The 12756-nt window shown below is 66.5% G+C and carries 12 protein-coding genes and 2 pseudogenes; 1 reads left to right on the forward strand and 13 read right to left on the reverse strand.

The genetic code is table 11. The annotated features are described in order from the left end of the window. Both BW737_RS00505 and BW737_RS15455 read right to left on the reverse strand, forming a co-directional pair. On the reverse strand, positions 1-1533 hold a 1533-nt coding region (locus BW737_RS00505), incomplete at its 3' end, for an ATP-dependent helicase (RefSeq protein WP_420835688.1). 1020 nt (positions 1534-2553) lie between these two features. After that, positions 2554-3171, reverse strand: coding sequence for a hypothetical protein (locus BW737_RS15455; RefSeq protein ID WP_143013741.1), 618 nt, complete (start codon positions 3169-3171; stop codon positions 2554-2556). A gap of 206 nt (positions 3172-3377) precedes the next feature. Between BW737_RS15455 and BW737_RS19685 the strand changes: the two are divergent. Beyond that, positions 3378-3598, forward strand: a pseudogene (locus BW737_RS19685) (hypothetical protein); the annotation flags it as partial. A 276-nt stretch (positions 3599-3874) separates the two neighbouring features. Here the strand turns inward: BW737_RS19685 and BW737_RS00515 are convergent. The 11 genes and pseudogenes from BW737_RS00515 to rho form a co-directional block, all read right to left on the reverse strand. Next, positions 3875-4477, reverse strand: coding sequence for a DJ-1/PfpI family protein (locus BW737_RS00515; RefSeq protein WP_257210305.1), 603 nt, complete (start codon positions 4475-4477; stop codon positions 3875-3877). 73 nt (positions 4478-4550) lie between these two features. Further along, positions 4551-5177, reverse strand: a complete 627-nt coding sequence (locus tag BW737_RS00520; RefSeq protein WP_086615958.1) for a nuclear transport factor 2 family protein — start codon at positions 5175-5177, stop codon at positions 4551-4553. A 58-nt stretch (positions 5178-5235) separates the two neighbouring features. Further along, positions 5236-5757, reverse strand: a complete 522-nt coding sequence (locus BW737_RS19105; RefSeq protein WP_276567332.1) for a DapH/DapD/GlmU-related protein — start codon at positions 5755-5757, stop codon at positions 5236-5238. After that, entirely contained in the window at positions 5679-6569 is an 891-nt protein-coding gene (locus BW737_RS00530) for an NAD(P)H-binding protein (protein ID WP_180271958.1), read from the reverse strand. The genes BW737_RS19105 and BW737_RS00530 overlap by 79 nt, the downstream gene beginning before the upstream one ends. Positions 6570-6763: 194 nt before the next feature. Next, positions 6764-6991 (reverse strand): polysaccharide deacetylase family protein, encoded by a 228-nt coding sequence (locus BW737_RS00535; protein ID WP_086615961.1) that lies wholly within the window; start codon positions 6989-6991, stop codon positions 6764-6766. Positions 6992-7032: 41 nt separating this feature from the next. Further along, positions 7033-7614: a ChbG/HpnK family deacetylase gene (locus BW737_RS00540; RefSeq protein WP_086615962.1), complete on the reverse strand. Its 582-nt coding sequence runs from the start codon at positions 7612-7614 to the stop codon at positions 7033-7035. A gap of 2 nt (positions 7615-7616) precedes the next feature. Beyond that, entirely contained in the window at positions 7617-9014 is a 1398-nt protein-coding gene (locus BW737_RS00545) for an MFS transporter (protein WP_086615963.1), read from the reverse strand. 160 nt (positions 9015-9174) lie between these two features. After that, complete coding sequence (gene prmC, locus BW737_RS00550) at positions 9175-10041, reverse strand: peptide chain release factor N(5)-glutamine methyltransferase (RefSeq protein WP_086615964.1); 867 nt, start codon at positions 10039-10041, stop codon at positions 9175-9177. A gap of 6 nt (positions 10042-10047) precedes the next feature. Then, positions 10048-11139, reverse strand: coding sequence for a peptide chain release factor 1 (gene prfA, locus BW737_RS00555; RefSeq protein WP_086615965.1), 1092 nt, complete (start codon positions 11137-11139; stop codon positions 10048-10050). Positions 11140-11280: 141 nt separating this feature from the next. Next, positions 11281-11493 (reverse strand): 50S ribosomal protein L31, encoded by a 213-nt coding sequence (gene rpmE, locus BW737_RS00560; RefSeq protein WP_086615966.1) that lies wholly within the window; start codon positions 11491-11493, stop codon positions 11281-11283. Positions 11494-11673: 180 nt separating this feature from the next. Beyond that, positions 11674-12756, reverse strand: a pseudogene (gene rho / locus BW737_RS00565) (transcription termination factor Rho); the annotation flags it as partial.

Raw genomic sequence — 12756 nt, forward strand, 5'->3', positions numbered from 1 at the left:
CCCGCCCCGGGGCGGCCGCCGGCGCGGGGGCGGGGGGGCGCCGGCGGCGTCGGCCACGGCGGTGCCGAAGGAGACGGCGTAGCGGGCGGCGTGCTCGGCCAGGGCGGCCTCCGCCTTGTCCCCCAGTCCCCGCTTGGGGACGTTCAGGACGCGGCGGATGGAGACGTCGTCGTCAGGGTTGTCGACGGCACGCAGGTAAGCGATGGCGTCCTTGATCTCGCGCCGCTCGTAGAAGCGGGTGCCACCAACCACCTTGTAGGGCTGGCCGGAGCGGATGAAGGCCTCCTCCAGCGCCCGGGACTGGGCGTTGGTGCGGTAGAAGATGGCGACGTCGCGGGGGCGGACACCGCACTCGTCGGCGAGCCGGTCGATCTCGGAGCTGATCCAGCGGGCCTCGTCGTGCTCGGAGTCGGCCACGTAGCCGATGATCTTGGGGCCGTCCCCGGAGGCGGTCCACAGGTTCTTCTCCCGGCGCCCGCTGTTGCGGGCGATTACCGCATTGGCGGCGGACAGGATGTTCTGGGTGGAGCGGTAGTTCTGCTCCAGCAGAATGGTGCGGGCACTGGGGTAGTCCTGCTCGAACTCCTCGATGTTGCGGATGGTGGCGCCACGGAAGGCGTAGATGGACTGGTCGGAGTCGCCCACCACGGTCAGCTCCCCCGGCGGGACGGGTGAGTCGGCGCCGGAGGTGCCGGGCCCGCCGACGAGCTCGCGCACCAGCACGTACTGGGCGTGGTTGGTGTCCTGGTACTCGTCGACGAGCACGTGGCGGAAGCGACGGCGGTACATCTCCGCCACCGCCGGCTTGGCCTGCAGCAGCTGAACGGTGCGCATGATCAGGTCGTCGAAGTCCAGCGCGTTGGCGGCCGCGAGCCGACGCGCGTAGGCGCTGTAGACCTCGGTCAGATGGCGTTCGAAGGGGTTGGAGGTCACGGCGCGTTCGGCGAACTCGGCCGGGGTGATCAGCTCGTTCTTGAGGTCTGAGATGCGGGCGGCGAAGGTCTTGGGGGTGAAGCGCTTGGGGTCGATGCCGAGCTCGCGCACAATCAGGGTGATCAGGCGGGTGGAGTCGGCGGCGTCGTAGATGGAGAAGGTGGAGCGCAGGCCGGCCGCTTCGTGCTCGCGGCGCAGGATGCGCACGCAGGCGGAGTGGAAGGTGGACACCCACATGCGCTCCCCCGCCGGACCCACCAGGGCGGCCACGCGCTCGCGCATCTCGGCTGCGGCCTTGTTGGTGAAGGTGATGGCGAGGATCTCGCCGGGGCGGGCGCGACCGGTGGCCAGCAGGTAGGCGATGCGATGGGTGAGCACGCGGGTCTTGCCACTGCCGGCGCCGGCGATGATCAGTAGCGGGGAGCCCGCATGGGTGACGGCCTGCTCCTGGGCGGGGTTGAGGCCGGTGAGCAGATCCGCGGGGTTGGCGGATATGCCGTAGCGGGGCGCGCCGGGGCCAGCCGTCCGATCCGATGCGCCTCCGGCGTCGACGCCGGCGCGGGCGCGCGCGGCGGCGGCATTGGCCTGCGCGCGGGCCACCAGGTCGGAGAGCTCGGCCTGACGCTCCTCCAGGTGGGGGTGACGGCGGCCGCGTCGGCTGCAGAGGGGGCGGAGGCCTCCTCGGGGTCGTAGGGCGCCAGGTCCTCCTCGGCCGGGGGCTCGACGTCGGCCCAGCTCTCGTCATCCCAGGCCGAGCCGGCTAGGTCGAGCGAGGGCAGGGCGGCCTCCGGCGGAGGCGTGGCCTCGGAGCCGGGCATGGGCAGTGCGCCGAAGAGGGAGTTCATCGCGTCGTTCATCTCGGGGCCAAGCCTAGACGGTTCGTGCGCCTTGGCTGGCCCCGCCTCCACTTCCCGCGCAACGTGGCTCTTCCGGTTTGTGGGTGTGGTGGTTGAGTCGGGCTGAGGTGTCTGTTGCGCCGGTTGGGCGTTAACAACGCTACTTAACGTTCTGCTGTATACCTCAGAGCCCTTCAGCAGACCGTTAACCGGCGTTGTTAACCCCGAAGTGGCGTAGCAGATGGTCTCACTTCCGTGGCGCGGGGCTGCCGGCAGACAAGTGCGGCGTGGTGAACCGGCAGACTCGCCGGGTCCCCCACCGCGCAACACACCAGCCACCACACCCACAAGCACGAAGAACCGGCCCGGACGGCCCGCCAACGGCAAGAGCACCCCGCCCGCCCGACGACATCTCCACCCACCCGAGAATGACCTGCGCCGGTCGAGCACGACCTCGTCAGCCTGAACACGTCCTTATCAGCCCGAAACCGACCTCATCATCCCCACACCGCAGCCCCGGCCGGAACCACCACACCCTCAAACCGGAAGAGCCCCATAACCACACGAACGACCACCGAAACACACGAATCATCATCCCACGCCCGGTCCACCACATGTAGATGCGCCGGGCGCGCCGTGACCGATTGTCGAAATCGATGACGAACGAACGGATGGACGGACCGACATTCAAATCGCGAGCCGTTGAAGTGACGACGTTTCACAACACGCCGCCCGCCGCGAGATCAGTATTTGTCACCGATCTGCACCCCCGCCGCGGACGAGATTATGCAGAATCAGAGGTACGGGCACGTACGCCTACGGCCACAGCTCCCGTCGGCCCTTCAAGCGGGGTTTGCTGCACCTGCACCGGTCCACTCAAACGCACGGCGATTTCACGACTATGATCACCGTTACCGGGCGAGATCAAAGACATAAAGGTAAATACTGGCGATCCAACAACAGTCATCAACCCAATTACAGTAATTGCAAAATGAGACTCATCATGCGCCAAACGCGAATACAGCCAAGTAATAATTACCCGAGCAGCAACAACGACAACCGCAGGCCAAGGCGTACCTACAGCCTGCCACAACAGCAGCGTGGAACAGCTAAGAATCACAAGAAGTCTTTCCATGGAAACACCATCAACCGACCAAAGCAACGCAACGAGCACCAAAAAAACAAACGCCAGAGCGCCGAGAACATCACCTCGCTCAGCAACCCATCTCGCAACTTCCGAAATACGCGAGACAGAAAAACCAGCCCATTCCAACACGTCGGATGCAATAGTCAACACGGGACGCCAGGCACATAAACACGCCACAACCAATAAATGCGGAAATTGCCACAGTAACCGCCGCCCAATATCACTCTCTCGCACCTGCTTAAGCAGTGAAGACATCGTAACTGCCCCCATAATACAGCACACCTTTCGCGCACCTCTGACTACATTCGACAACCAGTCAAGCTAAAATGCATCCTTAAGTCAACACCATCTTTACGTTATTCGCACAACAATGCTAGGCACAGGGGGCGAGTCTCATACTGTGGCAGCAATTCCCGCGGGGGTCCCTACAGCGACGGCGTAGACGCTGTGGTTGGGACATCGTGGGAACCCAGACTTTCGACCAGAATGCGCTTGCAAAGTTCACGCACGATGCCGATAGCAAGTCGGCCGTATCCACTTTGATCGCGGAAGTCCTTGCGGACCCCGACCTGGCCCATGATGATGTGTTCCACCGTCTGCTTCAGGCCGGCCTGCAAGACCTGTGGACGCCGAGGCAGCCGCTTCGACGATTTCTTTGGCCTACAGGAGGCCTTGGAGCAGGCGACGGGCCGCTCCGTAGACCTAGTGACCACAGATTCTCTTCGCAACCCTTACTTCCGGACGTCGGTTCTGGCCACGGCAGAGGACCTCTATGTGCGGTGACAACGCGGCATACCTATGGGACTCTCAAAACTGTCCGAGATCGGCATAAAGAAGCCTTGGGCTGCGAGTGGCGTCCGGCAGATCGTTGATATTCCGCGCTTTCATCGGTCGCGGTGCCGCCTAGCGGCGGCGTTTATGCCGATCTCGGACATTTTCACCGCCGTCCGTAGCCGGGTCAGGAGCGCGCCCAGGCATCAACGGCCTGCGCCCAGGCCCCGTAGTAGTGGGCGTCTCCGGTGGAGTACAGGCGCTCCCAGGCGTCAGCAACCTCAGCGGGAAAAAGCTCGGTGACGCGCATGACTTCCGCGGTGAAGGGCACGGCATTGAGGCCCGATGCCGTGGTCACGCCGCGGTCGGAGGTCACGACGGAATCAACATAGTGCTCAGCTCCTTGGTAGCCGCTCGCAGCCAGAAACTCCGAGGAGTTGGAGGTGTGCCTACGCTCGTCGAGCACGCCGGCCCTTGCCAGCAGGTAGGTGGCGCCGCAGATGCCTGCCACCGGCACCTGCGCGGCTAGCGTTTCTTCGACAGTAGCGATCAGCCGCTCGTGTCCCGCGTGGTAGCGGTCCCCTCCCGGGATGACTAGGGCCGCCAGATCGCCCTCCGCTCGCAACCGGGACAACGCTCCGAGGTCCGCCGTAGGCGTGACCGGCAGACCTCCCTGCGACCGCACGGGTTCGAGGCCATCGCCCACCAGCAGCAGTTGGAACCGTCCAGGACGCATGCGCTCGGCCACCGTGATCTGGGCTGTCAGGTAGGCGTACTCCCAGTCGGCCATGGTTTCGGGACATACAGGGCGATTGAACGGCGACGCATAGCGCTTCCTCTCTTGTGGCGGGTTCGCGCCAGATCTAATCACGGCGGTCAGACGTCTTCCACAACTCGCCAACGCCCTTGTGGACCGATCCGCGTATGGGAACCGCCGAGGGGAGGCGCGCCTTCCTGAAGTGCAGGACGCCGATGCGTGGTCCTTCGACCGAAGCGACGGCTGAGCCCGCCCCCCGCAGTCGGGAGGCGGGCTCAGCCGTCACCGCATCAATGCGCGCGCGTAAGTACTCGCGCGTCTCGGAGACCACGAAGTGCTGCTCGCGGCTGCTGATGCGCCAGTCGCCGTCGCGCAGGACCAGGGTGTCGATGTAGCGGATCGAGTGGGACTGGAGCACGTCCTTGCCGTCCTGCTCCTGAACGAGCAGGGCCTGGCCGTAGTGGACGTCGGTGGCGGTGTCGCCGTCGATCGTGATGACCTGCTGGCCATTGATGTGGAAGGAGCTGTTGACGCCGGCCATGGCGGCGCCGAACAGCTCGACCAACTGGTCGGCGCCGTCGAATTCCATCATCTTCGAGCCGTCGGCGTTGTAGACCACGACGTGCGCGTCCGGGGTGAACAGCTTGGACTGCTCCGCGACGTCGACCTCCAGGTTGGAGAAGCGGTCGATGACCTCGCGGATGGCGTCCTTGTGCTCGAGTTCGGTGGGCATGAGTGTTCTCTCTTTCTCAGGGTGGTTGGGGTTTAAGCCGTGCGTCTGCGCCGAACGGCTACTTCTCGCGGATGACCCGCGCCGGCACGCCGGCGACGACGCTGCGGGGCGGGACATCCTTGGTGACCACGGCACCACCGGCGATGACGGCGTCGTCGCCCACTGTCACTCCGGGCATGATCGAGGCGCCCGCACCGATCCACACCCGCCGCCCGATGGCGATGGGGTGGCAGTTGAGAACGGTGACGTCGTCGAGCCGGTGGTTGTCGGTGACCGCGGTGACGTTGGGACCGATGAAGGTGCCCTCGCCAATGCTGATCCCGCCGATCGACATGGCCGTGAAGCTGTGGTTGATCAGCACGTTCGGGGCGATATGCATTCGCTTGCCGAAGTCGATCTGCATGGGGTGGATGAGCCGGATGGAGGAGTCCAGCGGCCCGTCCAGCCCCAGCAGATCGGCCCAAAGGTCGGGCAGCGCCGGGTCGGAGGGACGGGTCTGGTTTATGTCGAACATGAGGTCGCGGCAGCGGGCGTATTCGACCCGCACGATGTCGGTGTACTCCTGCTCGAACAGATCCACGTCGTCACCGTCGCGCAGACGGTCCCAGATGCCCTTGTGCGGCATATGCGTGCTCCGCCGTCACTTGCGCAGGCGGGCGAGGTCGTCCTGCACGCGCTGCGGTTCTTCGTCCAGTGGCACGTTGTTGGTGTCGAGCACGCCGTCAATCGCGCCATCCTCGTCCGCGCGCGTCGCGGCGAACATGGCCTCGAAGTCGGTAACGGGGCGCCGGCCTTGCTGAAGACCTCCACGGTGCGGCGCGCGCCGGAGGGGTTGAGGGCGCCCTCCAGGAGCACCTGGGCGATGTGGCGTCGGTCGACTCCCGGCTGGCCGGTGACCAGGTCACCCTGCCGCAGGTCGATCTGGCGGTCACCGGGACCCTGGTAGCCGAACCAGCCGGGGCGCACGATGGTGTAGGGGTGTCCGGAGACGCGCACGAGCCGCTCGGCGCGACGCTTCCACTCCACGAACTCGTAGTTGCTGGCGCTGGCGCCGGCGGAGTGGCTGGTGTTCATCGCCGTCATGAGGCTGATATGGGTGTCGGAGTCACCGAGTGCCTCCAGCAGCGCCGGGATGACGGCGTAGAAGTTGTTCTCGCCGTCGCTGTCGCCGCCGTGGGTGAGGATGACGGCGTCCACGCCGGCAACGAGCGGACGCAGCGCATCGGCGTCGGCGGGCGCCGCCTCGACGACCTCGGCGCCGTCGGGCAGGGACCGGCGCGCCCGACGGGCGTTGCGTGTCTGAGCCTTGACGGCGTGGCCTCGCTGGAGGGCCTCGTCGACGACGACGCGTCCGACTTTTCCGGTTGATCCGATCACAAGGACAGTGGCCATGTGGCAGCTCCATTCAGAAGGGTTCGGCTGGGGATCGACGGCGGCAACGTTTGGTCGCGAGAGTCCGCCGTCATCCTCTGAGTGGGGAGTCTGCCTCCGTAGCCACGACATCAGCCAGGACCCCCCAGTACCCCGTTGACGGAACCTGTTGGTCTGACGGCAATCAGCGTATGGGGTGATCTCGCCTCACCGTCCTACCAGCGTGCCACGATCTCAATGCCCTCCTGCTCCAATGCGGCACGCCATACGGGATCGCGCAGCATTTGCGCTTCCCAGACGCGTTTGTCCCAACCTGCGCCGAAACGTTCGCGTGCCCAGGGCGTGTCCGCGCCCGGATGGGTGAAGATCTCCGAGGTGCCCTCTGGGAGCAGCGGCAGCAGAGCGATGTAGAAATCGCGTAGCGCCTCGTAGGTTCCGATCATGTCGGTCGGACGGGGATCGGTGAGAGTCGTCTGCGGCAGGGCTACGCCGGAGGCGTCCGCGGCCTGGACCGCCCGGCGGTGGACATCTGACAGCAGCTGAGAAATCTCGCCACCGAGCAGGGCGGCGTCGAGCGACGCGGAAGGCGGAAGGTCAGATGACTCCTGGCGCAGACGGTGAGTACTTCTGTCAGCCCCGCGCCCCCGTGCAGGCCGTATACGGTCCCCGAATGGGAGTCGATGCGGTCGACTGTCAGCCCCGTCCCTTCGATGCGTGCCAGCTGGGCGGCAATCTCATTGGCCATGGCGTCCGCGGTAGCGAGGCTCTCGGCAGCAGATGGGTCGACGGGCAGGGTCCCGTCGGGGCCGGCCAGAGCTCTCGCCGACAATGGCTTCCACGGCTCGCGGCCGCGATCGGAGTTGGTGGCGAGGTGCAGCCCCACGCCGAAGTCGCGCCGTGCTTGCAGTGCAGCCAGAGGCTGGACGACGTCGTCGAGGTACTCGGACACCGCCAGCACGGTGGTGGCAGAGACATAGCCTCCTTGCAGCAGGTCCAAGACCACCTCGGCGGACGCGGGATCGTATCCGTAATCGTCTGCGGTCAGTACTACACGGCGGGCATTCATTCTCAAGTCTCCTTCGTGTCGCCGAGCGGTGCCGGTGTAGCGGGGGTGTCCACCGGGGTATCCGCGGGCACCCAGATGAAGCGCGAGATCATGGCTCCGACGGTAAGCAGGCCGAAGGGGTACAGGGACATGTAGACCCTCCAGGCCAATCCCGCCTGCGTGCCCGGATCATCACCTGAGTGGTAACCGAAGAACCATCCCAGAGACAGTAGCGCGATTGACACGGGGATGGCGCTGAGCCGCCCAAGGACTCCGAAGGCGGACAGAAAGATGCCTTCGCGGTGGATGCCGGTGGCCGCGGCGTCGTGGTCCAGGATGCGGGCGAAGATCAGATCGTTAGTGGCCAGCATGCCGGAATATCCGAGACCGACGCACAGGCCGGCGATGATCGCGGCGATCAGGTTGTTGGCGAAGAACAGCGGCAGAAAGGACACGGCAGCCACAGGCAGTGCGATCTTCCAGGTACGAGCAGCTCCGTACCGCCGCACAACAGTGGTCCACAGGGCCAAGAATCCGATCGAGGCAGCGATGACCGTGGCTTGCAGAATCGTGGCTTGCAGGGCGTCTCCGCCCAATGAGTGATCAACATAGAACTGCAGCCCGCCCAGCACCAGTGCCATGGCCGCCCCGAAGCAGGCGGAGACGACTCCCACGGTCCAGAAGTAGCGGTTGGTGACGATCTGAATGATTGAGGGAATGAATCGGGGACGTTCCTCCTGCGCGATATCCGGATTCTCATGGATGCCCAGAGCCATGAAAATGATGACGGCGGAGGCCACCAAGCCGTAGATGACTGCCAGCAGCTCATAACCGCGAGTCGGGTCGCCGCACTGCGGGTCAGCGACATCGCAGCCCAGGATGCCACGGGCCAGCAGGGGCGTAAGTCCCAGGGAGATGATCATGGCGAGCAACTGCAGCCCCTGACGCAGAGAGTTCGCCAGGGCGCGGCGCCGCTCGGCGGGGAAGAGCTCGGGCAACAGCGCCCCATAGTTGGCGTTTATGAGGGAGTCCGATGCCTCCGCGAGAATCGCGAAGATGGCGAACCAGATGACCAATGCGCTCGTCTTGCGGGCCACAACGGCGTCCGGGACCCAGAAGAGGGCGATCATCGCTCCCAACAGCAGCAACGCGCCGACGATCAGGTAGGGGCGCCGCCGCCCCCAGCGGCTGCGGGTGCGATCGGAGATGTAGCCGAATATCGGGTTGTCTACGGCGTCGATCACGCCGTAGACGGCGTAGACACCGGCGTAGATGGCGGCGTCCATTCCCAGCACCGAGACATAGAAGTAGAGCATCGATCCCTTGATGACATTGATCGGGATCGAAGTGCCGAACATGCCGATGGCGTAGCGCCACGGCGGGGTACTGTGGCGCGGAGCGGGAGTCGACGTTGTCTCCATGGCGTGTCCTCACGGGAGCATCCGGCACGCGCTCACGTTTCCTGGCGCATATCGATGTGTCCGAGATCTCTTCAACAAGTGTAGCGGGCCCAGGCTCACGGGGAGATCCCGGTATGACAGCGATGTCCACCCCAATCAATACCGCAACACGGTCCACCGCTCAGCGCACCGCGCGCAGGTACCGGTCGCGACCAGTGAGGTCCGTCCCCGTGGCGGCGGCGGAGAATCCGACCTCCCGGGCGGCGGCCCGCAGCGCAGCTCCCTGCCCGGGGTCGTGCTCCATTACCAGCACGCCGCCGGGGCGCAGCAGGGCCGTGGCCCGCTTCACGACGACGAGCGGCAGGTGCAGACCATCGGCTCCCCCGCCGTACAGGGCCAGGTCCGGGTCATACCGTTCGGTCTCCAGATCCTCCACGGCCCCGGCGGGCACGTACGGCGGGTTGGAGACCACCACGTCGACGCTCCCGTCCAGTTCGGCGAGCACGGCCGGGTCGGTGACGTCGCCGCGGATGATCTCCACCCGGCCCGGCACCAGGCGCTCGCAGTTCTCGCGTGCCAGTGCCGCGGCGTCGTCGTCGACCTCGACGGCCCACACCCGGGCGGCAGGCACTTCCACGGCAACCGCGGCGGCAATGGCCCCCGAGCCGGCGCACAGGTCCACGACCACGGGGCCACGTCCCTCCTCCACCGCGACCGTCCGGGCGGCCTCAATGGCGGCCCCGGCAACCACCTCGGTCTCGGGGCGGACGATAAACACGCCGGGCCGGCAGGTCAGCTTCAGCCCCCGGAACCACATCACGCCCAGGATGTGCTGCAGCGGCTCGCGGGCGGCACGACGCCGCACCAGCGCCGCGTAGGCGACCGGGAAGTCTTCCGGGGCGCCGTCGGCGAGCAGAATCGGCCCAGCCAGCAGGTGCTCGGCCAGCAGCCGGGCGTCGACGTTCGGAGACGCCACCCCCGTCCGGGCCAGTGTCTGCCCCGCCTCACGCACGAGGCGCCGCAGCGCGTAGCGGTCCAGTTCGGGCACAGTCGCTCACTGCTCGCCGGCGGCGGCCAGGCGCTCGGCCTCGTCCATGGCGATGGCCGAGTCGATGACCGGGCCGAGGTCGCCGTCGAGCACGGCGTCGAGGTTGTAGGCCTTGTAGCCGGTGCGGTGGTCGGCGATGCGATTCTCGGGGAAGTTGTAGGTGCGGATGCGCTCGGAGCGGTCGACCGTACGCACCTGTGAGCGGCGGGTGGCGGCGGCCTCGGCGGCCTGGGCGGCGGCGCGTTCGGCTAGCAGCCGGGCCCGCAGCACGCGCATGGCCGACTCCTTGTTCTGCAGCTGGGACTTCTCGTTCTGCATGGAGACGACGATTCCCGTGGGCAGGTGGGTGATGCGCACGGCGGAGTCGGTGGTGTTCACACTCTGCCCTCCTGGCCCGGAGGAGCGGAACACGTCGATGCGCAGGTCGGCGGGGTCGATCTCCAGTTCGCCGGGATCGTCGGCCTCCGGCATCACCAGCACGCCGGCGGCGGAGGTGTGGATGCGCCCCTGGCTTTCGGTGACCGGGACGCGCTGGACCCGGTGCACGCCCGCCTCGTACTTCAGATGCGCCCACACGCCGTCGGCCGGCTCAACGGCGCCCTTCGCCTTGATGGCCAGGCGTACGTCCTTATAGCCGCCGAGCTCGGAGTCGGTGGCATCCATGACCTCCATCGCCCAACCCATGCGTTCGGCGTAGCGGGTGTACATGCGGGCCAGGTCGAAGGCGAACAGTGCCGACTCCTCCCCGCCCTCTCCGGCCTTGACCTCAATGATGACGTCGCGCGCGTCGTCGGGATCATGGGGTGCGAGCACCTCGCGCAGGCGCGCGGCGGCGTCCTGCTCGGCCTGCCGCAGGGCGGGCAACTCGGCGGCGAAGTCGGCGTCCTCCCGGGCGAGCTCCGTGGCGTCGGTCAGGTCCGCGGAGGCGGCGCTCCAGGCGCGGTGGGCCTCCACTATGCGTCCAAGCTCGGCGTAGCGGCGCCCGAGGCGGCGCAAGGCGCCGGGGTCGGAGGCGACGTCGGGGTCGGCCATTTCTCGTTCAATGGCGGCGTGCTCCTCCAGCAGAGGTTGTACGGCGGAGAAGTCCTCGACGCTCACGACTCACCTTTCTCCGGCTCGGAGGGAATATGGGATTGATCAGGGCACAGATTACGACCTTGGGGTGCGTTCCACGTGCATCGGGTGGTCGTGGAGCGCACCCCAAGGTCGCAAAACGTCGAAGTGACGAAACCTGCGCGCTTACTTCTTGCGCTTGCCGTAGCGGGCCTCGAAGCGGGCAACGCGACCACCGGTGTCGAGGATCTTCTGCTTGCCGGTGTAGAAGGGGTGGCACTCGGAGCACACGTCCACGCGGATCTCACCAGAGGTGACGGTGGAGCGGGTCTCGAAGCTGTTGCCGCAGGTGCACGTGACCGTGGTGGGCACGTATTCGGGGTGGATACCCTGCTTCATATTTCTCCTTAGGGGTTCTGAGGGTCCCGGGTCCCGCACGGGCGCGCAGGTGAACCGGAGGCCGGTCGGACATTCTGCCAGCCACGCGGCCGGTCACAATGTCGCGCCGTGGTGAGGCACAGCACGCCGCAGGGTGAGCCGGGAAGGCGTCCGCCCGGTATCCCGGGCGGACGGAGCGGATCAGACGAGCTTGGCGTCGTCGTCGGCGTCTGCCAGGGAGGTGCCCTGCGGGGTGGTCTTGGAGATGACCATGAGGAACTCCGCGTTGGACTGGGTCTCCTTGAGCTTTCCTAGCACCAGCTCGAGGGCCTGCTGCTGCTCCAGGCCGGAGAACAGCCGCCGCAGCCGCCACATGATCTTCAGCTGGGCGGGGTCGATGAGCAGCTCCTCACGGCGCGTGGAGGAGGCGGCGACGTCGACGGCGGGGAAGACCCGCCGCTCGGCCAGCTGCCGGGACAGCCGCAGCTCCATGTTGCCGGTGCCCTTGAACTCCTCGAAGATGACCTCGTCCATCTTGGAGCCGGTCTCCACCAGGCGGTGGCCAGGATCGTCAGGGAGCCGCCGTTCTCAATGTTGCGGGCGGCGCCGAAGAAGCGCTTGGGCGGATACAGGGCACTGGCATCCACACCACCGGACAGGATGCGCCCGGAGGCGGGGGCGGCCAGGTTGTAGGCGCGGCCCAGACGGGTGATGGAGTCGAGTAGCACCACCACGTCCTGCCCCAGCTCGACCAGCCGCTTGGCGCGCTCGATGGCGAGCTCGGCCACGGTGGTGTGGTCGGAGGCGGGCCGGTCGAAGGTGGAGGCGATGACCTCCCCCTTGACCGTGCGCTGCATGTCCGTGACCTCCTCGGGGCGCTCGTCGACGAGCACCACCATCAGGTGCGCCTCGGGGTTGTTCACGGAGATCGCGTTGGCGATCTGCTGCAGGATGATCGTCTTACCGGCCTTGGGCGGGGAGACGATCAGGCCGCGCTGGCCCTTGCCGATGGGGGCGACCAGGTCGATGATGCGCGGGGTCAGGGCCTTGGGCGTGGTTTCCAGGCGCAGCTGCTCCTGCGGGTACAGGGGGGTGAGCTTGGTGAACTCGGGACGACGCTTGGCGCGCTCCGGGTCCATGCCGTTGACGGTCTCCACGGAGACCAGCGGCTTGTACTTCAGCCGGTTGGTGCGGTTCTGACGGCGGCCGCGCCAGAACCGGGGTTGGCGCCGGCGGCATCTCCGTTCTCGCGCACCACGCCGTGATGGCGTCGCCTGCGCGCAG

The sequence above is a fragment of the Actinomyces ruminis genome, assembly GCF_002154335.2.
Taxonomy (GTDB): domain Bacteria; phylum Actinomycetota; class Actinomycetes; order Actinomycetales; family Actinomycetaceae; genus Actinomyces; species Actinomyces ruminis.